The sequence below is a fragment of the Chitinophaga sp. HK235 genome (assembly GCF_018255755.1).
Lineage (GTDB): Bacteria > Bacteroidota > Bacteroidia > Chitinophagales > Chitinophagaceae > Chitinophaga.
Window position 1 is genome coordinate 8,114,878 of the sequence record NZ_CP073766.1, and the last position, 22,838, is coordinate 8,137,715.

The window sequence follows — 22,838 nt, forward strand, 5'->3', positions numbered from 1 at the left end:
CTTCTTATACTGATTCTTTCAATTGTAAATCTTCCTTCAGCCAGTCATAACCTCTTTCTTCCAGTTCCAGGGCCAGTTCCTTGGTGCCGGTTTTGATGATACGGCCGTTGTACAGTACGTGTACAAAGTCAGGCACGATATATTCCAGCAGACGCTGGTAGTGGGTGATGACTACGAAAGATTTTTCTGTATCGCGAAGTCTGTTAACACCGTTGGAAACGATACGCAGGGCGTCGATATCCAGACCGGAGTCAGTTTCATCGAGGATGGCCAGCTGCGGATCCAGCATAGCGAGCTGGAAGATCTCGTTACGTTTCTTTTCACCACCGCTGAAGCCTTCGTTCAGGGAACGGTTCATCAGGTTGGCGTTAAAGTCTACCAGCTGTTGTTTTTCTTTGGTCAGTTTCAGAAACTCTCTTCCTTCAATGGCAGGCAGGCCTTTGTAGGTCCTGATTTCATTGAGGGCCGTTTTCAGAAAGTTCAGGTTGGATACGCCCGGAATTTCAACAGGATATTGAAACGCCAGGAATACGCCTTCGCGGGCACGGTCTTCGGGAGACAGTTCCAGCAGGTTTTTACCATTGAACCATACTTCCCCTTCAGTTACGGTATAGTTCTCACGACCTGCGAGCACGGAGGCCAGCGAACTTTTACCGGAACCGTTAGGGCCCATGATGGCATGTGTTTCGCCTTTACCTATTTCCAGGTTAATGCCTTTCAGAATTTGTTTCCCTTCTACTTCTGCGTGCAGATTTTTAATCGTCAGCATGATTGTTTTATTTCGTTCTGTATGTAGTTAATTGGATAAACGAATTATCCAACGCTTCCTTCAAGTGTGATAGATAATAATTTCTGTGCTTCCACGGCAAATTCCATGGGGAGCTGGTTCAGTACTTCCTTCACGTAACCGTTTACGATCAGGGCTACGGCTTTCTCCGTATCGATGCCACGGGCATTCAGATAAAATATCTGATCTTCTCCGATTTTGGAGGTGGTGGCTTCGTGTTCGATCATCGCGGTTTTATTGCGGGATTCGATATACGGGAAGGTGTGGGAGCCGCACTCGTTGCCGATCAGCAGAGAGTCGCACTGGGTAAAGTTACGGGCATTGTCTGCTCTGGGTCCTACCGCTACCAGACCGCGGTAGCTGTTGTCACCTCTGCCGGCGGAGATACCTTTGGAGATGATACGGCTTTTGGTGCCTTTACCGATATGGTGGATCTTGGTGCCGGTGTCTGCGATCTGTTTGTTACGCACCACAGCCACGGAGTAAAATTCACCTTCAGAGTAATCACCCTGGAGGATAACGCTGGGGTATTTCCAGGTGATGGCGGAACCGGTTTCTACCTGTGTCCAGGAGATCTTGCTGGCATTGCCTTTACAGATACCTCTTTTGGTCACGAAGTTGTAGATACCGCCTTTACCGTCTTTATCGCCGGGGTACCAGTTCTGAACGGTAGAATATTTGATTTCTGCATGGTCCATAGCGATCAGTTCCACTACGGCGGCGTGCAGCTGGTTTTCATCACGCATCGGGGCGGTACAGCCTTCCAGGTAGCTTACGTAGCTGCCTTCGTCTGCGATGATGAGGGTACGCTCAAACTGACCGGTGTTCTGTGCATTGATACGGAAGTAAGTGCTCAGTTCCATCGGGCAGCGTACACCCTTGGGTATATAAGTGAATGAACCGTCGGAAAATACGGCGGCATTCAGTGCAGCAAAAATATTATCGGAGTGGGGAACCACAGAACCCAGGTATTTTTTAACCAGGTCAGGGTATTCCTGAACAGCTTCACCAAAAGAGCAGAAGATAACACCCATCTCTTTCAGTTTGCCTTTAAAGGTAGTAGCTACGGAAACGCTGTCGAATACCGCGTCTACAGCTACACCAGCAAGTGCTTTCTGTTCGTTCAGCGGGATGCCCAGTTTTTCAAAAGTAGCCAGCAGTTCAGGATCTACTTCATCCAGACTGTTCAGTTGTTTTTTCTTGCGGGGAGCCGCGTAGTAGGAAATTGCCTGCAGGTCCAGTGCCGGCATCTCAAAGTGCTGCCAGCTGGGATACTGCATTTTCTTGAAGGCAGCGAATCCTTTCAGTCGCCATTCCAAAAGCCATTCCGGCTCGTTCTTTTTAGCAGAAATAAAGCGGATGATATCTTCGTTTAACCCCGTTGGAGCGATATCCATTTCAATGTCGGTGGTAAAGCCAAACTCATACTCCTTGTTGGCTATATCATCAATTATTTCGTTACTGTTTATCATACAAGTTTGATATTTATACAGCGAAGCTTTCGCCACAGCTGCATGTTCTGGTTGCATTCGGGTTGTTGAAGAAAAGGCCTTTGCCGTTGAGGCCATCAGAATAGTCCAGTTCGGTGCCGTATAGGTACAGCAGGCTCTTCATCTGTACTACTACTTTAATGCCTTTGTCTTCAAATACCTGGTCACCTTCTTCTTCTGTTGCTTCAAATTTCATCACGTATTCAAGTCCGGAGCAACCACCGCCTTTGACACCTACTCTTACAAAGGTGCCCGGTTCATGATGTTCTTTTTCCATCAATGCTTTAATATATGCTCCTGCTTTTTCTGAAACGGTTATCATAATCAGAATTGTTTTAAATGCTGTGTCCGGTCGCCCGGTAATAGCCATGATTGTGGTTACGCTGTTGTTATTCCGGCTGTCACATGCGATTTGGCAGCACATAGCAGGGAAACCATCATATCCAGCTTGTTTTTATAAAATGCAGTAAACCCGCTGGTTTGCGGGTCATAGAGATTATCTTTCAGGATAGGGAGGGAGTAAGGTAATACCCAGGCCCTCAACGCTTTCGCTACTGCATCCATCGCATTTATCCCCTGCATGGCCTGCGTGCCGTCTGCCCAGGAGAGCAAAGCTACAACCTTTCCGGTTAAATATGGCCGTTGGTGTTTGCTCGTCAGCTCCAGCCAGTCCAGGCAATTTTTCATGGCGCCGGTCATGCTTCCATGATATAAAGGCGTCATCCATATCTGAAGGTCCGCTTTACAAAACGCATCACACATAGCTGTGACTGCTTCCGGCTTCTTTGCTGCCTCCAACATCGAGAAAAACGGGATTTGTTTTTCTGCCAGACTGAAAATCTCCGGGTAAAATCCCTGCTCGCTTAATGCAGTTGACATATAGGCTGCCAGGCGATTGGAAGTAGCTTCAGGCCGGGTGTCGGTTGCGCCGTTAAATATGAGTACGTTCATTAATGCCTAAGATTTAGAGATTGAAAAGATTATGAGATTAATTTTTGATGAATTAAGGTCTCATAATCATCAAAATCTCAAATTCTTTTTTTTAGCTCCTACAAAATTACGACATTTGAAAATAAAACAAGTAATAACTTGGAAAAATATCCAACACGAACCAGAAATGCTGCTGACAGGTTTTTGATGCTGATCAAGACCAGGGGCCCCCTGTCTGCTGCCGAGCTGGCTGGTGAATTGGGTATCACCACCGAAGGTGCCCGCCTCCAGCTGGTCAAACTGGCAGAGGAAGGCCTCCTGCAAGCGGAAAGTATTTCCAAAGGGGTAGGACGCCCCATGCAGATATGGAGCCTGACTCCCATGGGCAACACCCGCTTCCCGGACAGCCATACCGAACTGACAGTTGATATCATCCAGACTATCAAAACCGTCCTGGGCCCGGAAGCCTTGGCGAATGTTATTAAAGCACGCGAAAAAAATCAGCAGGAAAAATATCATGCTGCCCTCGAAGGTGTCACTGGTATAGAAAACCGCCTCACCGCCTTTGCAGCCATCAGAACCACTGAAGGATACCTGGCAGAATGGAGAAAAGAAGGCGATATCTTCCTTTTTATAGAAAATCACTGCCCGATCTGCTGTGCCGCCGCCACCTGCGATAATATCTGCACCTCCGAAATGAACACCTTCATCAGTGTCATTGGGGAAGATGTACAGGTCACACGCCTGGACCATATTATCAATGGCGCCCGCCGCTGTGTATATAAAATCCAACCAACCACTGTACCGGTAGCCTGATAGCTCCCTCCTTATTTAATAATCAGTACCAGCGTGCCCGAAATAATCAACAGGGCACCAATCGCCGTTTTCCAGGTGATAGCCTCCTGCAGAAAAACCGCTGCCAGAATAATCGTCAGTGCCACGCTCAGTTTGTCTACCGGCGCAACCTGTGATACTTTGCCCACCTGCAGGGCCTTGAAATAAAAAATCCAGGAGAAACCAGTAGCCAGGCCCGACAATACCAGAAATAACAGGGTATGCCGCGTAAGCGTTACTCCTTTATATTCTCCCCTTGCCAGCACTATACCCCAGGCTACCAGCAAAATAATAATGGTACGTATGCCGGTGGCCAGGTTTGACGGAATATCCGCCACACCTATCTTGGCAAAAATGGCCGTGAGCGCTGCAAAGGCAGCTGATAACAAAGCGTAAATCCACCACATATATGTATTTTTTAATTGCGAATGGATGCCATCCGTAATTATTTAACCTTATATCCCAGTATTTTCAGGCTTCTTTCTACCCCGTCCAGGATAGCTACATCCGGCAAATGGGCCCATTCCTGAAATCCTTTATCGATGAACAGTTTCAGGCTGGGAAGATTGTGCGCGAAGATAAGTCCCACTATGGTGTGCACCCCATATTTAGGTGCCATGTCAATGGCATGTTGCAGGATGGCTTTGCCAAAACCCTTACCCCGGGCTGTTTCCGCAAGGTAAATGCTAATCTCTACTGTGCCGCTATAGGCCGGACGACTATGAAAAGACTGAAAACTCATCCATCCGATCAGTTGCCCTTCGTGGTACACCATCCATAACGGCCGTTGCTCCGGATTATGCTCATGAAACCAGGGAATACGGCTTTCCACGCTTACCGGCGAAGTATCGGCCGTGACCATTCTCCCTGCAATGGTACTGTTGTAAATAGCTACTATCTCAGGTAAATCCTCCAGGACTGCATCTCTGTACTGCAAATTCATATATGTCTGATAAAATAAAGATTATTGCCAGATGGCCTCCCGGTTATATTCCCGGCGCAGCAGGCTGTACAGCTCTGCATCTACAAATTTTCCCTTCTCAAAAAAAGCGTCACGCAACATACCTTCATGCTGGAAGCCCAGCCTTCCCAGCAAACGTGAAGAGGCTGTATTGACAGGGTCTACAAATGCTTCTACCCGGTTCACTTGCAGGTCTTCAAATGCAAACTGCAGAATTATTCCAATCGCTTCTGTCATAATACCTTTGCCCCAGTAAGCAGGCAACAGGTCATACCCCAGCTCAATTTTGTAATGTGTTTTATTCCAGTGATGAAAACCACAGGTGCCTATCAGCTCATCCAGGCCCCTGAGGGTAATGGCCCAGCGCATGCCTTCCTGTTTTTCCCAGTTTTCTCGGAAATAAGTGATGATCTGTGTAGCTTCAGTAATATTGGAGAAAGCATCAATGTCCATATACCGTGTCACTTCTTCTTTGGAAAAGAGGGAGAACAAAGCAGCGGTATCTTTTTCTGTGATAGGCCGGAGCACCAGCTGCTCAGTGCTTAGAAAGGGTAATTGCATGATACGGTGCCTGTTTAGGTTGCTGCAAAACTAATTGATATCGTTAAATTGTACTAACAATTGAAATAAAAGTTCATAGAGAGGCCGGGCATTTTTAATGCGGCTTTAATGCCCGCCAACATAAACATTCCTAATTTTGCATAGATCATAGTATAATAATACTGAATGTATGAAAATATTGGTTATTGAAGATGAATCCAAAGTAGGTGCCTTTATTAAAAGAGGACTGGAAGAACATCATCATCAGGTGGAAGTGTATACAGACGGACTGTTGGGACAGCAGGCCGCCATAGCAGAAGACTATGATCTGGTGATCCTCGACATCATGTTGCCCGGCATCAACGGGCTCACTATCTGCAGAAACCTCCGGGCCCGCGATGTGACAGCCCCGGTACTGATGCTGACAGCCCTTAACGCTACCCATGATATTGTGGATGGTCTCAATGCCGGCGCAGATGACTATCTCGCTAAACCCTTCCACTTCTCTGAGCTGGTAGCCAGGGTGAATGCACTGTCACGCCGTAAAAACAATTTCAAACAGGAAAAGGAAATCCTTGCCCTGGCAGACCTGCGCCTGGATACCACCTCCAAAACAGCCAGCAGGGAAGGACAGGAGATCACCCTCACCGCCAAGGAATACGCATTGCTGGAATTGTTGCTCAAAAACACCGGCAAGGTGCTGTCCCGCGCTCTTATCTCCGAAGCCGTATGGGGACTGGAGTTCGACACCGGCACTAACACAATAGATGTTTACGTGAACTATCTCCGCAACAAAATAGAAAAGGGTTTCAGCGGTGAAAAGCTGATCCACACAGTGGTGGGGATGGGGTACGTCATGAAAGTTAAAGGTACCTGGCAGCAACAGCTATGAAGATAAGACATCGTTTATCACTACAGTTTACCCTTATCACTGGTATTATCCTCACCGGGGTGTTTATCCTGATATATCTCCTGTCTGCCCAGTATATCCGCAACAGCTTCTTTAAACTGTTGCAGGTAAGGGCGCTCGTAACAGCCCAGGTATACCTCGAAAAAGATGAGCTCACCAAAAAGAAATTTCTGGAGATAGAAAAAAGCTATCGCCAGAGCATCCCCGACGAATCCAGCAATATCTACGACCAGGAAGATAAACCTGTTTTCCTGGAGAATATCAAATATACCTGGCCCAACTCTCTGCTCAACACCATCCGTAAAACAGGCACCTATCGCTTTACCTTCGGGGAAAATAAATATGGTGTAGGCATGTTTTATCCCGATAATCAGGGCGACTTTGTAGTGATCGTGACGGCCAAAAACAAGCCCGGAGAACAACAGCTGCAGTACCTGGCACTGATCCTGGGCATCATCCTCTGTATATCGCTGCTGGTCACTTACGGGCTGGGGCAGTGGTTTGCCAGCAAAGCCCTGCAGCCGATCCAAAGCATCAACCGTCAGGTAAAACGTATCCGTTCCAACAACCTGCACATGCGGGTGGAACAAGGCCGCAACAAAGATGAAATTGATGAACTGGCCAGGAACTTCAATGAATTATTGCAGCACATGGAACAGGCTTTTGAAATGCAGCGTTCTTTTGTGTCTAATGCATCCCATGAGTTGCGTACTCCCTTGACCACCATTATCGGTGAAATTGAAGTAACCCTTCACCGCGAACGAAATAAAGAAGACTACATCACCACCCTCAGCACAGTGCTGGACGAGTCAGAGAAACTCAAAATGATCACCGACGGCCTGCTGCAGCTCACCAGAGTGGATGTGATCCTTACTGCTGCCAACACAGAACTGGTGCGGCTCGACGAAATGCTGTGGGAAATACAGGAACACTGGCGTTATAAGACTCCACCGCTGCAGGCAGACGTGATCATGAACGATATGCCTGAAGATGCAGCCCGCCTGACTTTGCGGGGTAACAGAGCCTTGCTCATGCTGGCACTGCAGAACATCGTAAGGAATGGCTTTAAGTTTTCGTATAACCAGCCCGTTAGTCTCCGCCTTACCTATAACAAAAGCGGCATGGTACTGTCTGTCAGCGATAAAGGCATTGGTATCGCGCCCAGTGAACAGGATAAAATATTTATGCCCCTTTACCGGGCAGACAACGCCTATACATTTTCCGGCTATGGCATCGGACTGGCTATGGCCCAGAGAATCTTCCAGCTCCATCAGGCCTCCATTACTGTCAGCAGTGTTCTCGGTCAGGGAACAACCTTTAACATTTTTTTTCCCGCTGAGATTAAAATCTAATTTTGTTTTAACTTCATTCTAATTACTGCTTAATAGCCTATCGCCATCTTTGCAACGAAAAATATGTTGTATGACGAATAGACTAGCATTACACGCCTTATCTGTACTGTTGGGCATCCTGTGGTGTAGCTGCGTTTTTGCGCAAACACCGGATACCCTGAGAATGACACTACCAGAGGCGGAACAGCAGCTCCTCCAGAAAAATATCACCCTGCTGGCCCAGCGGTTTAATGTAGACGCGGCCAAAGCAGGAGTCATCACTGCCAAACTTTGGGACAATCCCCAAGTGACTTTCGAGAATGTTTTATACAGTCACACCACCAAAAAACTGTTTGATTTCGGCTACGATGGAGAGAATTCACTCCAGGTACAGCAGTTGATTAGGATTGCCGGCCATCGCAACAATGCGATCAAAGTGGCACAGAGCAACGTGAAAATGACAGAGTACCAGTTCTTCGATTTGTTACGTACACTGCGTTTCTCACTCCATGATAACTTCATTGATCTGTACTATAAAAAACAATCCCTTCAGACTTTTGGCCGTCAGATAGCCTTCCTGCAGCAGATTGTAAAGGTGTTTGAACAACAGAAGGCCATGGGGAATATTGCTCCCAAAGAAATCATCCGTATCAAATCATTGTTATATGATCTGCAGCATGATGCACTGGAACTGTCCAATGATATCCAGCAAACTCAGTCGGATCTGGCATTGCTGATGCGGGTGCCTGCCACTACAGTCATAGAACCACAGCTGCCGGAAGCCTTGCCGGACGTGCCTGCACAGGCCTTATCTTACCAGAACCTGCTTGATGCCGCACGTGCCAACCGCTACGATCTGAAAATAGCCCAGGAAAACGTGCAGTATAATAATCTTAATCTCCGTCTGCAAAAGTCTTTAGCTATCCCTGATATACAAATGGGATTCTCCTACGATAAACAGGGTAACTTCGAAAGAAATTACAACGGCCTCAATATATCCATGCCATTGCCCATCTTTAACCGTAACCAGGGCAATATCAAAATGGCAAAGGCCACACTGGAAAACAGCAAGCTGCAACTTACCGGAACACAGGATCAGCTGGAACATGATGTGATGAACAGCCTTCAGCAGGCACTGAAAACAGATAAGCTGATGAAGGAATTTGATCCCGGCTTCGAACAGGAATACACCGCTCTGATGCATGAAGTGGAGAAAAACTACGGACTGCATTACATTGGACTGCTGGAGTTCATCGACCTCTACGATGCTTACCGGAACAACGTGCTCAAAATGAATGAGCTCAAATACAACCGACTCAATGCACTGGAGCAGATCAACTTCGCTACCGGTTCCACTATCTACCATTTCTGATAAAACATTCCCGAATCATGCAAAATATTATGAAGCGTTATATACCTGCAGCTGTTTTTATTATATCCGTTTATGGCATTACCACCAGTTGCGGCAGCAAAAAGACTCCTGAAAAGTCCACCCAGTGGGCACTGACAGATTCTATGCTCCGCACCCTGGTGGTAGATACGGCTACCGCCATGCCACTGGAAAGCGAAATTTATCTGACCGGTAAGATCAGTGAGAATGAAGATAAGACCGCCCGTATATTCCCGATGGTAAGCGGTATCGTGACAGATGTAAAAGTACATTCCGGCGACTTTGTAAAAAAAGGCCAGGTGCTCGCTGTTATCAAAAGCCCTGAAATGGCCGGATTTACAGCCGATCAGCGTATCAATGCCAATGATATGGCCACTGCCAAACGCAATATGGAAGTAGCAGAGTCTTTTTATAAAAGCGGACTTAACTCCCAGAAAGACTACGAAGAAGCCAAACGCAACTACGACAAGGCAGTAGCTGCGTACAATAAATCCAGCGCCGTACTGGAAATTAATGGTGGTGCACATCAGACCAGCTATATGGTGAAAGCGCCGGTGCCCGGATTTGTAATCAGTAAAAAAACAGCGGAAAATATGCAATGGAGGCCCGACAACTCAGACCCCATCTTTGTGGTGGCCGATCTGAACAATGTATGGGCCGTCATCAATGTCTTTGAGTCTGATATTTCCAGTATCCGGGAAGGTGATCCGGTACAGATGTCTACCTTGTCTTATCCCGATAAAACATTTACTGGTAGAATCGATAAGATCTATAATGTACTCGACCCGGAAACGAAAGTGATGAAGGCCAGGGTAGTGGTAGACAATCCCGGCTTTTTCCTCAAACCGGAAATGTTTGTTCGCGCCCAGGCCAAACGACATGCAGATTCCAACCTGGTAAGCATTTCTTCCCGGGGTGTTATTTTCGACCACGATAAATATTATGTGCTGGTGCTGACCAACGCCAAACCAGGCGTAACGATCCGCGAGGTTAAAATATCCAGAACTGTGGAAGGCCGGACCTATATCGCCTCCGGATTACAGGACGGGGAGCGTATCATCGCTTCACGGCAGGTATTTATTTATAACACACTGAGCGATCAGCAGCAGTAAACCTAAAGGCCAGCATTATGAACAAATTCATTAAGCAAGTACTTGCTTTTTCTCTTAAGAATAAATACTTCATCTTCTTTGCTGCCGGTGTCATGGCCGTCATGGGGTACATCAGCTTCAAACAGATCGGTGTGGACGCTTTCCCGGATGTGACCAACACTACTGTGACCATTATCACCCAATGGCAGGGACGCAGTGCCGAAGAAGTGGAGAAATTTGTGACGCGTCCCATCGAAATTGCGATGAACCGGGCGCAGAAAAAAACACATATCCGTTCTTCTTCCCTGTTCGGGCTGTCTGTGATAAAAGTGATCTTCGCAGATGATGTCGACGATACTTTTGCCCGGCAACAGATCAACAACAACCTCGCATCGGCCAACCTGCCAGATGGGGTAGACCCTGAAATTGAACCGCCATACGGGCCTACAGGAGAGATCTACCGTTATACCCTGGAAAGCAGCAAGCTGACGATCGAGCAGCTGAAAACACTGCAGGACTGGGTGGTAGAACGTAACCTGCTGGCAGTACCAGGCGTGGCCGACATCGTGAGCTTCGGTGGTGAAGTGAAAATCTATCAGGTGACCATGAATCCTGATAAAGCCGTGCAATACAGCATCACCGCACAGGAGATGTTTCAGGCATTGTCAAAAAGTAATATCAACGTAGGGGGTGATGTGATCGTTAAAAACGCGCAAGCATATGTAGTGCGCGGTATCGGGATACTCAACAATGTTGAGGAAATCAAAAATATCATCGTAGACCATATCGGCGGTACGCCCATCCTGGTAAAAGACGTGGCCGAGGTGACCGTATCGGCGCTGCCCCGTCTGGGCCAGGTGGGCCGCGACCGTGATAACGACATGGTAGAAGGTATCGTGGTGATGCGTAAAGGGGAAAACCCCGCCAACGTGATTGTAGGATTGAAAGAAAAAATCGAAGAGCTCAACAGCCGTATCCTGCCCGATGACGTAAAAATCAAAACATTCTATAACAGGGAAGACCTGATCGATTTTTCTACCCACACGGTACTGCACAACATGATCGAAGGGATCATCTTTGTAACAGTCATCGTATTCATCTTCATGGCTGACTGGCGTACTACCATCATTGTATCGGTGGTAATACCGCTGGCATTGCTGTTTGCCTTCATCTGCCTGCGATTGAAAGGAATGAGTGCCAACCTGCTCTCCATGGGGGCCATCGATTTTGGTATCATCATAGACGGGGCCGTGGTAATGATGGAGGGCATCTTTGTGATGCTCGACCGAAAGGCCCATCAGGTGGGCATGGAGCGGTTCAACAAACTCAGCAAGCTGGGGATGATCCGCAAGGCCTGTATGGAAAATGGTAAAGGTATCTTCTTTGCCAAGCTGATCATTATTACAGGCCTGCTGCCGATCTTCACCTTCGAAAAAGTGGAAGGTAAAATGTTCTCGCCACTGGCCTGGACACTCGGTTTTGCCCTGCTGGGTGCTCTGATCCTCACCTTTACGCTGGTACCGGCATTAGCCAGTGTACTGCTGCGGAAGGATGTGAAGGAGAAACACAACTTTTTCCTGGAATTTGTGCATCGGACCACCTTACGCATGTTTAATTACACCTTCCGCCACAGACGGTTCGTATTCACCATTTCACTGATTATCCTGGCCATTGGACTTTACTGTTTCCGCTTTCTGGGTACGGAGTTCCTGCCGCAGCTGAACGAAGGCGCCATCTACATCCGCGCTACCGGTCCGCTGAGTACTTCGCTCGGCGAGTCGGTAAAAGTAGCAGACGAATTGCGCAAGAAAATACTGACCTTCCCGGAAGTAAGACAGGTGATGTCGCAAACAGGCCGTCCTAATGATGGTACCGATGCTACCGGTTTTTACAACATAGAGTTTCACGTAGATATCTATCCGCAGGACCAGTGGAAGAGCGGTATCTCCAAGGAAGAACTGATACGCCGTATGAACGCCAAACTGGACGGAGAGCCCGGTGTTACGCTCAACTTCTCCCAGCCTATCATGGATAACGTGGAAGAAGCTGTATCAGGTGTGAAAGGATCTATTGTGGTGAAACTGTTCGGAGATGATTTTAAAGTGGTGGAAAAACATGAAGAACAGATCGAGAAAATTCTTAAGACGGTCAGAGGTATTGAAGACCTGGGTATCATGCGTAATATCGGCCAGCCGGAGCTGAGGATCAACCTGAACCAGCAGAAAATGGCCCTTTATGGTGTTACCACAGAAGATGCCAACTCCGTGATCGAAATGGCGATCGGTGGAAAGGCCGCCACCAAAATTTACGAAGGAGAGAAAAACTTCGATCTGCGTATCCGTTATCCGGAGAGCTTCCGGGAAAACGAGATAGCTATCGGCAACCTGACCATCCCCACACTGCGTGGTAATAAAATACCACTGAAAGAAATTGCAGACATCAGCCATATCATAGGTCCGAGTATGATCTATCGCGACAAACACCAGCGTTATGGCGCGATTAAGTTCTCAGTACGTGGCCGTGACCTGGGAAGCACGATAGCAGAGGCTCAGCATAAAGTACATGAACAGATCACACTGCCTAAAGGTTATTCCCTGGAGTGGGCCGGTGATTTTGAAAACCAGGAACGCGCTACCCAAAGACTTACGCAGGTGGTGCCAATCAGTCTGTTTCTGATCTTCCTGTTCCTGTTCATCCTGTTCGGTAAGGTAAAGGATTCCCTGCTGGTATTAAACAACGTGCCTTTTGCCATCATCGGAGGTATTTTCTCGCTGTGGCTGACAGGCGTCAACTTCAGTATCTCTGCCGGTATCGGCTTCATTGCATTGTTTGGTATCTGTGTACAAAACGGGGTGATACTGCTGACAAAATTCAAAACGAATATCCGGACCATGCATCAATACTCGGATTTTAATCTCTCCAAAGCTATTCAGGAGGGGGTGGAATCCCGTATCCGTCCGGTGGTCATGACGGCCATGATGGCGGCCATCGGTTTGCTGCCCGCCGCGATGAGCCATGGCATCGGTTCTGAAACAGCCCGCCCGCTGGCCCGTGTGGTAATCGGCGGTCTGATAACAGATACTCTGTTCAACCTGTTTATTTTCCCGATAGTCTTTTATTGGGTGTACAGGAGAATGTTACGTAAAGCAGAGCAGTGATAAACTGTGATAACAGATGATTAAAAGTGATGCCCCTGATAAGTTTGTTAAATACATTAACCAAACGTATCAGGGGCATTTGTATTGATCAAAATGATCCTGGTTCAAAACATATCAGGAGTATCATTTTACATTAAATGAATCAAGTTACCGGGGGGCTTGTTCTTGTCCCTGGTCCTGATCATTCTTCTTTTCCTGAATCTTATCTTCTGTTACCTCGCTGGCTTTTTTGACCACTTCTTTTTGTTCATCACCCAGCAGAATGGCCCAGGGATTCATGTAGTCCACACTCTCGCAAACGATTTTGATAATGGCGATGATAGGGATGGCGAGGAACATGCCGGGGATACCCCATAACATATTGCCCAGTACAACACCAATGATGGTAACCAGTGCATTGATCTTCACTTTGGACCCTACGATGCGTGGCAGCAGTACGTTACTGTCGAGCAGATGAACAAGAAACAGTGCGATGCCTACCTGGAGGGCAGCGAGGGGCGTGCTGGTGGTAAGGGTTACCAGCATGCTGATGATCAGTGCGGTAAAGATGCCGATATAGGGAATGATGTTGAAGATGGCTGCCATGACCCCTAACAGGATAGCGTATTTGATGCCCAGTATCAGAAATACGGTCGTATTGAGGATTGCCACTACTACCATTTCTATCATGAGGCCGCCTACATAACTTTTGATAATGAAGCGGGTTCGTGCTACTAAGCCCAGCAGTGTTTCCCGGTGTTTCTCATGGAAAAGCCTTACCAGGAAGGTGACCAGCAGCTTGCGGTAGAACAGTATGAAAAACGAATAAAGCAATACAAAAACGATAAAGATGATCAGCGAAGACAGGGAGAGAAAGGTTTGGCTGATGAAGCTGGTGGCTGTGCCCAGGGTGCCGAGCGCAGCTTTTTGCAGATAGCTCAGCTGGGCATTGGAACTGATGTGAAACTTTTCATCGATCCAGGCCTGCAGGGAATTGACAGTAAATATCAGCTTTTTTTCCAGCTGGGGGAAGTCGGCAATAAATGACTGCATCTGTGTGCCCATCAACAGCATAATCACCACTATCACCACTATAAACAGCAGCACCGACAGCGCGGCAGCCAGGCCTCTGGGAAACTTGTACTTCTCCAGAAAAAGGGATACAGGTAGTAACATGATGGAAATCAGAAAGGCAAATAACAGCGGGATAATGATTTCCCTGCCTACATGCGCAATGTATACCATTAAAATGAGCGACAACAGGGTAAAGGTGAGTCTCGCATTAAAGGGGAGCTTAAACTCGGTCATGGATTTTTCTTTTAAGTCAAATTTATTAAAAATCAGTTGTTTTTGTATGTAAAATTGTCTAATGCCGGATTTCATTGTATATCATCCGCTCATTTGGTATTTTGTTGACCGCTAGAAAAATTTCCATTATGAAAAAACTATTTTCCATGCTGCTGCTGTTATGCAGCGTTGTACTGTACCCGTATTACACAAAAGCGCAGCCCAAAGATACCCTGCCGGTAAGAGGCTTTTGTATTGCAGCACCTACCCAGGCTGTACTGGCTCCGTTTATTAAATTTATCAGCGAGGAGCTGGCCCCGCGTAATATCAATACCCTGGTATTGCGGGTAGATTTTAATTATGAATTTACCTCTCATCCGGAGCTGAGAGACCCTGGTGCGCTGACGAAAGCCCAGGTCAAAGAGCTGGTGAAGGTCTGTAAACAGCATCATATCCGTCTGATCCCGCAGATCAACCTGTTGGGGCATCAGTCGTGGGCTACTACCACTATGAACCTGCTCAGAGTGTATCCCGAATTTGATGAGACTCCCTGGGTGAAAATGCCTGCCAAATATGAGTGGCCCAATGCTGATGGTTTGTATTGCAAGAGTTATTGCCCGCTGCATCCGGGTGTGCACAAGGTGGTATTTGAACTGGTAGATGAGATCTGTGAGGCATTTGAAGCCACCGCCTTTCATGCGGGCATGGACGAGGTATTTTATATCGGAGACAGCAAATGTCCGCGTTGCAGTGGCCTCGACAAAGCTGAGCTGTATGCCGGCGAAGTATGGACCATTCGTAATCACCTGGCCGGAAAAGGCCGCCAGCTTTGGATCTGGGGCGACCGTTTGCTGGATGGTAAAACAACCGGCATGGGTGAATGGGAAGCCAGCATGAACAATACGCACCGCGCCATAGACCTGGTGCCTAAAGATATTATGATCTGCGACTGGCACTATGAGCGGCCTGATAAAACACCGGTATATTTTGCTTCCAAAGGATTAAGTGTTATCACCTGTCCCTGGCGCAAACCCGCCAATGCCCTATTGCAACTGAAAGATATGTACGATTTCCGCAGCACCGCCACCCCCCAGATGAAACCTCGTTATCAGGGCATGATGCAAACCATCTGGTCAGATGCCGGCCATTTCCTGGACGAATTTTACGGCAGGGGCAAGCCTCAGGAAGATACGGTAAACACCAGTGCCAACTGCTTCCGGGCTGTGATGCAACCATGATGGATTATGATGGATCATGATAATATGATAAGCGAAGATTAACAGGAGATGAGTTAAGATCATTTTACTTTTAATCTTCGCTTATATCTGCTAATCATGTCCTTCATTAGCATTATACCAATCACAGTTACAATTCAGTAATGTTTACGTAATAACGGAATATATATTTCACAGCTTTGTGTACCGTTGAGTGACATGAAAAAGTGGTTTCCGCTCATTTTGAAATTACCTTCCTTGCAGTTCTGGTTAATGAAGTTGTACATGGGAATGCCGGCGGTAGCAAAGTCCATGGGAACCGGCAACCGGAGGAAGTGTCCTCCCGGAATGCGTTTTTTCATCAGGTAAGGAAAGTTATAGTCCATATGATGATGGGCAGCAACAGCCGTGAGGGGGATGCTGACACCTGCGTAGATGGAGATTTTTTCGTAGTCTGTTACTGGTACGGAGTCGAGTGTGCCGGTGATGACTTTGGCTTGTGGTACTTCTACCTGTCCGAGTATTTTGCTGAAGATGCTGTAGTACTGGTTCATTTTGGCAATCATTTCCCCGATGGGGTTCTGGCCGCGTGAGAGCAGGGAGTAGTAGAGCATACTATCGGGCAGATGTACTTTATCGCCGCGGTCGTACTGAAAGAAATTGCCGAAGATATCTGTACCAGCGACGGTGGTGATAGCCTGGATGATCTGAATGGTCCTTTTTTCGTTGGGCAGTTCCGATATACGGCGAAACTCTTTGGGGCTTTCCTTAAAATGCTGTTTGAAAGCTTTGCTGAAAGCCGCAGTGGTGGCATAACCACAAAGGTCGGCAATGACACCGATGGAGTGACCACTATGTCGGAGTAGACCGGCGGAGAGTTCGAGGCGATGACGTTTTACATAATGCCAGAAGGGTTCTCCCATATAGTCTGCGAAGCTGTGATAGAAGTAGGAGTAAGAGATTCCCAGGCGGTCAGACACATCTTTGATGCTGAAAACATCGCTTACATGGTCATCAGCAAAGGAAAGTCCTTGCAGGGCAAGCTGTTCAAGTTGTTGTTTGGTAGGATTGGCGGATTTTGACATACACGGTTTTTGGTTACTTCATGGGATGTTTTGGGTGGTGTTACTTCCTTATAAGACTTATCAGGGCGCGGTTGATTGAACTTATCAACCAATTTAATTTTTTTTGAGCGTAACGTCCTTGTTTTTTTGAAAAAAAAATTAAAGATTGACAACCAATGATCTATAACGTGAAAGCTTGAATTTTTGTTCCGCTGATGTAATTTTTCCAGTCGATTTACCCCCAATGTTACTAACAATTTGCATCAAAAAAAGCCAGAATGGACAAATTTTTCTCTGTCTGATTCAATAATTTTAGCCATAGGGTTATTTAACCAGGAACGCCATTAAAAGACATTGCAACTTTCATCTTACATCCGATATTTAGTCCTGCCATTACTCTTAGGGGGATGTGCCAGCAGTGATACTGTACAGGACGGGGTTGTGCCGTTACAGGAGTCCGGCAGCAGTCTTGCCACGGTATTGTATATACTGGTGCCCTTGTTGTTACTGCTGGGGACAGTGCTCTATCTATGCTGGAGGGTACTGGTCCATCAGCGGAAATCATTGTTGGCGGCAGAGGTGAATCTTCACCAGCAGGAGATCCGGTCGGCTTCCCTGGTATTCCAGTTGAGGGAAGCTACCCGAAAGTATAAGGAGTTGCAGGAAAGGCTGAACAGCCTGCAGTTGCAGAATCATAAAGACCCCAACGGACCGGCACGGGATGCCGGCGGATTACCTGAAGATCAGGGGTAACATCCACCAGTATTTTTTTTCTTGTATTACCTGTATTTCAGTAGGTTTGTTCCCATGAAAGTAGTTTTCCAGATCACTTCTTCCACCCCGGAGGCCCAGAAAGCCATGTTGGGACAGTTAAACAACCTGCTCCAGTATTATCATGACCGGCAGGTGCGTATAACCGTGGAAGTAGTAGTGCATGGAGATGCCTATGGACTGTTGTTTGCTGCCGGCAATCCCCTGGCCGGCAGGGTGGAGGATCTTTACGACAGGGCCGTCAGCTGGCTGATCTGCCAGAACACAATCAATGGTAAACAGCTGCAGATGGACCAGCTGCTTTCCTTTGTGCAGGTAGTGCCGGCAGCGGTAGCCCACCTGGTAGAAAGACAGGCTGAAGGATGGTCGTATATCCGTTGTTGATGGGTTTTTCTCCTTATTTGTTTGATCTGCGTATTACTTAATTGGTTTATTAGTTTATTTTTACATCTTTAACGGCTTTTTGTTGGGGCTGAAACTTTTGTAAAAGGCCGAACCAAATAAAACTGTTACCAGAGACGTTAAATTAAGCAGTTAATTAGGACTAACCTCTTAAAACCAAATACTTTGAAATTGAGAAAATTTACCGGAACACTGTTGTTGTCCATGGCTTTACCCATTTTCAGCTTTGCGCAGGATTGGCATATAGGTGCTTTTGCCGGTATTAGTAATTACAGTGGAGATCTTGTACAGCAAAAGGTAGACATGCGGTATACCCGTCCGGCGCTTGGCCTGCTTGTCAGAAAAGACATCAACCCTTACCTCACCCTTCGTGCCGGATTTACCTGGGGCATTGCCACTGGTGCCGACAGTACCAACGCATCAGATGCGCTCAAAGCCCGTAACCTCAGTTTTAAATCCAATATTTTTGAAGGCAGCCTGATTGCGGAAGTTAATTTTCTTGATTTAGATGAAAAAGGATTTACCCCTTACGTGTTCATAGGTGTGGGAGGCTTTGGTTTTGATCCTACGGCCAAAGACATATCCGGTAACAGGGTGCGTTTACGCCCGCTGGGCACCGAAGGACAGGGCCTTCCGCAGTATCCTCAGCGTCAGCCCTACGATCTTTTTGCTTTCTCCTTCCCGATGGGAGCCGGTTTTAAAGCAATGCTCAACGACAACTGGACATTGGGTTTTGAAATAGGTTTAAGGCCTACCACCACGGATTACCTGGATGATGTAAGTACTAACTACGTAGACCAGAACACGCTGTTGGCCTACCGTGGTCAGAAAGCGGTAGACATGGCCTTCCGTGGCGACGAACTTACCGGCAAACAAACCCCCGGCGTATATCCGTCAGATGGTAGTCAACGTGGCTCTGCCAAACATAAAGACTGGTATGCCTTCTCTGGCATTACCATTACCTATCGCCTCGGTGGCGGAAGTGGCGGATGGGGTAAGGTGAAAGCCACCAGATGCCCGGTCAGACTGTAACGGTGACGAATACTGATTTTTCTGATACTCCTGATAGGGAGATTAATGTAGAAGATTAATATCGAAGATAAAAGCGAAGCCCTCATTGACACCAATGAGGGCTTCGCTTTTATCTTCGATATCAGGAACATCAGAAGAATCATCCATCACAGTTGGCATAATGTTTGACAAACTCGACCTGACTTTCAACCCCCAATAAAGTCCATTTATAAACTGTATCCCGGCCCTGTTGAGCCGGGATTTTTTTATTGGCATAGTTGTTGAATTTATTTGTTTAAACAGGTAAAGAATCGCAGCCACCAGCTTAAAGTAGCCGGAGAATGGTTCACAAATCGCGGAGAGAGTAATGAAACAAGATGACTGTAAAATAAGCTGGTATGCATTCACCTGTATTTATTAAAAATGAGTAGTGCCATGAAGAAGATCATATATTTAGCTGTGCTGATGTTGTTGGTTGGTACTGTCAGCTTATTTGCACAGCATCGCCCACCGGCACCACCACTGCCGCCAGCGCCTCCGGTCCCAAGGCATCTTCCGCATCCGCCGCTGCCACCAAGACCGCCGTTTCCGCCAAGGCCTCTGAGACCACCGCATCTGCACCGGCCACCGAGACCAATTCCACCAGGACACCGCAAACACTACAAAAAACACAAACACCATCATCACAAATACAGGTATAGCTACGCCGGATATCCGGGCGCTTATTACGCTTCCAATACCGTCGTTACACTGTATAACCTGTAAGAACAACACACTACAACATTTATTTGCCAACCGATCTTAAAAAAAACCAAAAACATGAAAAAAGTATTCCTCCTCATGCTGCTCCTGGGTGGCACAGTAGCAACTACTTATGCCCAAAGAGGCTGGGGCCACGGCTATGGACATGAAAAACATTGCGACAAATGGGAACGTAAATACTGGAAGGAAAGAGACAGGGACTGCCGCCGCTGGGAAGACGACGATTGTTATCGCCCGAGAAGAAGGGTGGTATATGCAGAACCAGCCTATTACCCGGTAGCAGTACCGGTACCGGTTCCGCCACCACCTCCAAGACCATACTACGCACCAAGACCCAGAGCGGTTTTCCACGCAGGTGTGACCATTGCCAATTGATAACTGAGGACAGATAAATGGGATGCCTCCTGGTATAATACCAGGGGGCATTTTTTATTGCGGCGCGGGATCTTTACTTTTGTTGACTGGTTTATTAGAATATTTAACATGGCATATAAAAATCTCAGGCATTTTATAGAGAAACTGGAACAGGAAGGTGAACTGTTGCGCATCAGCACATTTGTAGACCCAAAGCTCGAAATAGCGGAAATTACCGACAGGGTAAGTAAAATGCCCGGCGGGGGCAAAGCCCTGCTGTTTGAAAATACCGGCTATGATTTCCCGGTACTGATCAACTCCATGGGCAGCTATAAACGTATGTGCATGGCTCTGGGCGTACAGGAACTGGATGATGTGACCAGGGAAATAGAAGATCTCTTTAAAATGCTGTCCAAACCCAAGGAGAGCATCCTCGACAAACTGGCCATGCTGCCCAAGCTGGGACAGTTTGCCTCCTGGATGCCCAAGGTAGTCAGCGGCAAAGGCAGCTGCCAGGAAGTAGTAATGGCTAACCCCGATTTAGGAAAGCTGCCCGTACTCACCTGCTGGCCCAAAGACGGCGGCCCCTTTATCACCCTGCCCGTGATACATACCAAAGATCCTCTCACCGGCAGCCGCAACGTAGGCATGTACCGCATGCAGGTCTTCGAAAAAGATATGACCGGCATGCACTGGCACAAACACAAGGTATCGGCCAAACACTTCATGGAATATAAAAAGCTGAATAAACGGATGCCGGTAGCAGTAGTGCTGGGCGGCGATCCGGTATATACTTATTCGGCCACCGCACCACTCCCCGAAAACGTGGATGAATACATGCTGGCAGGCTTCCTCCGTAAAAAGAAGGTAGAACTGGTAAAATGTATCACCCAGCCGGAGATAGAAGTGCCGGCAGATGCAGACTTTGTGATCGAAGGATATGTAGACCCTGGGGAAGACCTGATATGGGAAGGCCCGTTTGGTGACCATACCGGTTATTATTCACTGGCCGACTGGTACCCCCGCTTCCATGTAACCGCCATCACCCATCGTAAAGATGCCGTATATCCGTCTACGATAGTAGGTATCCCACCACAGGAAGACGCCTGGATTGGTAAAGCCACCGAGCGTATTTTCCTGGCACCTATCAAAATGACGCTGGTACCCGAGATCATCAACATGGAAATGCCGGTGGAAGGTGTATTCCATAACCTGGTAATCGCCCAGATCAAAAAAGACTATGCCGGCCAGGCACAGAAAGTGATGAATGCCATGTGGGGCGCCGGACAAATGATGTTTAACAAAATACTGGTCGTTTCTGATGAAGGTGAAGATATAACGGATTATAAAAAGCTGGCGCAGTACGTGTTCCGTCATCTCAATCCTGCTACAGACATCTACCTGAGCCAGGGCCCAATGGACGTATTGGACCACTCTTGTTCCAAAATGGGCTTTGGTGGTAAAATGTGCATCGACGGTACCCGTAAATACGAGGAAGAAACAGATAATACCTACCTGGAGGCAGCCGCCCCGCGTGATATAGACAAAGCTTCTATCATGCAGCAGTTTCCGGAGATAAAGGATATCAACAGCAGCCTGCTGGCCATGGATATCCCCTGTATCCTTGTTGCTGTACAGAAAAACCGTCCTTTCCATGTACGGGAACTGAATGAGCAGCTGTATGCCCTGCCGGTGCTGGCAGGTGTGAAAATGGTGCTGTATGTGGAGCATACAGTAGACGTGACCGACCTGGCATCCGCCCTGTGGCGTTTCTGTAATAACATGGACCCTAAACGCGACAGTTTTGTGATCAACAAACCTGCAGGCCAGGCTGGCCGCTATATTGGCGCCATTGGTATGGACGGGACGTTGAAAACCAGGCTGCTCGATAATTTCGAACGTGACTGGCCTAACATCATTGTGGCTGATGACGCTACTATCCGTAAGGTGGATGCCATCTGGAAGGACCTGCAGATAGGCCCCTTTGTGGCTTCACCTTCCCTTAAATATAAACATCAGATCTATGGAGAAGAAGCTGTGGTGGAGCAGTAGCCTTGTGCTGCTCCTCCTGCTGGCAGGCAGTGTGACCACTGCTGCGCAGGTACGTCCTGCTGATTTCGGGATGCTCAATAAACTCGCCGGCACCTGGGTATACAAAACCCGGAGAGGCACGGTAGTGGAGACCTGGAGCCGGGCCAACGACTCTACCTGGGCCGGCAAGACCTGGCGGGTCGCAGGGGCTGATAGTGCCCTGCAGCAATCTGTTCAGCTGGTGCGCCACGGCAATGATATCTTCTTTATTCCAGCCTATGTGGGCCTGACTTCTCCGTTGCCCATACGGTTGAAACTACGGGTGTTGAAAGTGATCGGTTTTGTGGCAGAAGACCTGGAGAATGATTTCCCGCAGAAGGTGACCTACCGGTTTAAAGATGAAGATCATCTGGAAGCCAGGGTAATAGGGAAGAGGGACGGGACTACGGAAGAGTATATTTTCCCGTACCAAAGAGCAGAATAAGCTTATGCTAATAAAAAGAGAGAGGGTGTATCACTAGTGATACACCCTCTCTCTTTT

The 22,838-nt window shown here is 47.5% G+C and carries 23 protein-coding genes; 14 read left to right on the top strand and 9 right to left on the bottom strand.

What is annotated here, in order from left to right:
* Nucleotides 1-4 precede the first annotated feature (4 nt).
* From sufC to KD145_RS31380, 4 genes are read right to left on the bottom strand one after another with little or no spacing between them, the layout of a single operon-like run.
* Complete coding sequence (gene sufC / locus KD145_RS31365; RefSeq protein ID WP_212003730.1) at nucleotides 5-769, bottom strand: Fe-S cluster assembly ATPase SufC; 765 nt, start codon at nucleotides 767-769, stop codon at nucleotides 5-7.
* Nucleotides 770-813: 44 nt separating this feature from the next.
* Complete coding sequence (sufB, locus tag KD145_RS31370; RefSeq protein ID WP_113613879.1) at nucleotides 814-2,259, bottom strand: Fe-S cluster assembly protein SufB; 1,446 nt, start codon at nucleotides 2,257-2,259, stop codon at nucleotides 814-816.
* A gap of 13 nt (nucleotides 2,260-2,272) precedes the next feature.
* A complete protein-coding gene (locus KD145_RS31375; protein ID WP_212003731.1) occupies nucleotides 2,273-2,599 on the bottom strand; it encodes an iron-sulfur cluster assembly accessory protein in 327 nt (108 codons plus the stop codon).
* 56 nt (nucleotides 2,600-2,655) lie between these two features.
* Nucleotides 2,656-3,228, bottom strand: coding sequence for an NADPH-dependent FMN reductase (locus KD145_RS31380; RefSeq protein WP_212003732.1), 573 nt, complete (start codon nucleotides 3,226-3,228; stop codon nucleotides 2,656-2,658).
* A 138-nt stretch (nucleotides 3,229-3,366) separates the two neighbouring features.
* On the opposite strand from KD145_RS31380, the gene KD145_RS31385 reads away from it, so the two are divergent.
* Complete coding sequence (locus KD145_RS31385) at nucleotides 3,367-4,023, top strand: metalloregulator ArsR/SmtB family transcription factor (protein WP_249219674.1); 657 nt, start codon at nucleotides 3,367-3,369, stop codon at nucleotides 4,021-4,023.
* 11 nt (nucleotides 4,024-4,034) lie between these two features.
* On the opposite strand, the gene KD145_RS31390 is transcribed toward KD145_RS31385, so the two are convergent.
* Genes KD145_RS31390 through KD145_RS31400 form a run of 3 tightly spaced genes read right to left on the bottom strand, consistent with a single transcriptional unit; the run spans nucleotide 4,035 to nucleotide 5,563 of the window.
* Nucleotides 4,035-4,448, bottom strand: a complete 414-nt coding sequence (locus KD145_RS31390; RefSeq protein ID WP_212003733.1) for an EamA family transporter — start codon at nucleotides 4,446-4,448, stop codon at nucleotides 4,035-4,037.
* A 38-nt stretch (nucleotides 4,449-4,486) separates the two neighbouring features.
* Nucleotides 4,487-4,984 (bottom strand): GNAT family N-acetyltransferase, encoded by a 498-nt coding sequence (locus tag KD145_RS31395; protein ID WP_249219675.1) that lies wholly within the window; start codon nucleotides 4,982-4,984, stop codon nucleotides 4,487-4,489.
* Nucleotides 4,985-5,005: 21 nt separating this feature from the next.
* Nucleotides 5,006-5,563, bottom strand: coding sequence for a GNAT family N-acetyltransferase (locus tag KD145_RS31400; protein ID WP_212003734.1), 558 nt, complete (start codon nucleotides 5,561-5,563; stop codon nucleotides 5,006-5,008).
* Nucleotides 5,564-5,732: 169 nt separating this feature from the next.
* Here KD145_RS31400 and KD145_RS31405 point away from each other — a divergent pair, with 169 nt between their 5' ends.
* The 5 genes from KD145_RS31405 to KD145_RS31425 all read left to right on the top strand — a co-directional run bounded on the left by KD145_RS31405 (nucleotide 5,733) and on the right by KD145_RS31425 (nucleotide 13,422).
* Entirely contained in the window at nucleotides 5,733-6,434 is a 702-nt protein-coding gene (locus KD145_RS31405; protein ID WP_212003735.1) for a response regulator transcription factor, read from the top strand.
* Entirely contained in the window at nucleotides 6,431-7,804 is a 1,374-nt protein-coding gene (locus tag KD145_RS31410) for a HAMP domain-containing sensor histidine kinase (RefSeq protein ID WP_212003736.1), read from the top strand. Before KD145_RS31405 ends, KD145_RS31410 begins: the two co-directional genes overlap by 4 nt.
* Nucleotides 7,805-7,874: 70 nt before the next feature.
* Nucleotides 7,875-9,155, top strand: coding sequence for a TolC family protein (locus KD145_RS31415; RefSeq protein ID WP_212003737.1), 1,281 nt, complete (start codon nucleotides 7,875-7,877; stop codon nucleotides 9,153-9,155).
* Between the two features lie 17 nt (nucleotides 9,156-9,172).
* Nucleotides 9,173-10,285, top strand: a complete 1,113-nt coding sequence (locus KD145_RS31420; protein ID WP_212003738.1) for an efflux RND transporter periplasmic adaptor subunit — start codon at nucleotides 9,173-9,175, stop codon at nucleotides 10,283-10,285.
* 17 nt (nucleotides 10,286-10,302) lie between these two features.
* Complete coding sequence (locus KD145_RS31425) at nucleotides 10,303-13,422, top strand: efflux RND transporter permease subunit (protein ID WP_212003739.1); 3,120 nt, start codon at nucleotides 10,303-10,305, stop codon at nucleotides 13,420-13,422.
* A gap of 147 nt (nucleotides 13,423-13,569) precedes the next feature.
* Here the strand turns inward: KD145_RS31425 and KD145_RS31430 are convergent, their stop codons facing one another.
* Nucleotides 13,570-14,709, bottom strand: coding sequence for an AI-2E family transporter (locus KD145_RS31430; RefSeq protein ID WP_212003740.1), 1,140 nt, complete (start codon nucleotides 14,707-14,709; stop codon nucleotides 13,570-13,572).
* Between the two features lie 128 nt (nucleotides 14,710-14,837).
* Here KD145_RS31430 and KD145_RS31435 point away from each other — a divergent pair, with 128 nt between their 5' ends.
* A complete protein-coding gene (locus tag KD145_RS31435; RefSeq protein WP_212003741.1) occupies nucleotides 14,838-15,926 on the top strand; it encodes a family 20 glycosylhydrolase in 1,089 nt (362 codons plus the stop codon).
* A 134-nt stretch (nucleotides 15,927-16,060) separates the two neighbouring features.
* On the opposite strand, the gene KD145_RS31440 is transcribed toward KD145_RS31435, so the two are convergent.
* Nucleotides 16,061-16,987: a helix-turn-helix transcriptional regulator gene (locus KD145_RS31440; protein WP_212003742.1), complete on the bottom strand. Its 927-nt coding sequence runs from the start codon at nucleotides 16,985-16,987 to the stop codon at nucleotides 16,061-16,063.
* A 420-nt stretch (nucleotides 16,988-17,407) separates the two neighbouring features.
* On the opposite strand from KD145_RS31440, the gene KD145_RS31445 reads away from it, so the two are divergent.
* The 7 genes from KD145_RS31445 (at nucleotide 17,408) to KD145_RS31475 (ending at nucleotide 22,781) form a co-directional block, all read left to right on the top strand.
* Nucleotides 17,408-17,719 carry a hypothetical protein gene (locus KD145_RS31445; protein WP_212003743.1) on the top strand — a complete coding sequence of 104 codons (312 nt, stop codon included), beginning with the start codon at nucleotides 17,408-17,410 and terminating at the stop codon, nucleotides 17,717-17,719.
* A gap of 54 nt (nucleotides 17,720-17,773) precedes the next feature.
* Nucleotides 17,774-18,121 (top strand): DsrE family protein, encoded by a 348-nt coding sequence (locus KD145_RS31450; RefSeq protein WP_212003744.1) that lies wholly within the window; start codon nucleotides 17,774-17,776, stop codon nucleotides 18,119-18,121.
* 183 nt (nucleotides 18,122-18,304) lie between these two features.
* Complete coding sequence (locus KD145_RS31455; RefSeq protein ID WP_212003745.1) at nucleotides 18,305-19,171, top strand: DUF6089 family protein; 867 nt, start codon at nucleotides 18,305-18,307, stop codon at nucleotides 19,169-19,171.
* A 414-nt stretch (nucleotides 19,172-19,585) separates the two neighbouring features.
* Nucleotides 19,586-19,915 carry a hypothetical protein gene (locus KD145_RS31460; RefSeq protein ID WP_212003746.1) on the top strand — a complete coding sequence of 110 codons (330 nt, stop codon included), beginning with the start codon at nucleotides 19,586-19,588 and terminating at the stop codon, nucleotides 19,913-19,915.
* 54 nt (nucleotides 19,916-19,969) lie between these two features.
* On the top strand, nucleotides 19,970-20,287 hold the full coding sequence (locus KD145_RS31465; RefSeq protein WP_212003747.1) for a hypothetical protein: 318 nt from the start codon (nucleotides 19,970-19,972) through the stop codon (nucleotides 20,285-20,287).
* A gap of 108 nt (nucleotides 20,288-20,395) precedes the next feature.
* The gene (locus KD145_RS31470) at nucleotides 20,396-22,318 is read left to right on the top strand and encodes a menaquinone biosynthesis decarboxylase (protein ID WP_212003748.1); all 1,923 of its coding nucleotides are present in this window, start codon (nucleotides 20,396-20,398) and stop codon (nucleotides 22,316-22,318) included.
* Complete coding sequence (locus KD145_RS31475) at nucleotides 22,290-22,781, top strand: DUF6265 family protein (RefSeq protein ID WP_212003749.1); 492 nt, start codon at nucleotides 22,290-22,292, stop codon at nucleotides 22,779-22,781. Before KD145_RS31470 ends, KD145_RS31475 begins: the two co-directional genes overlap by 29 nt.
* Nucleotides 22,782-22,838 lie beyond the last annotated feature (57 nt).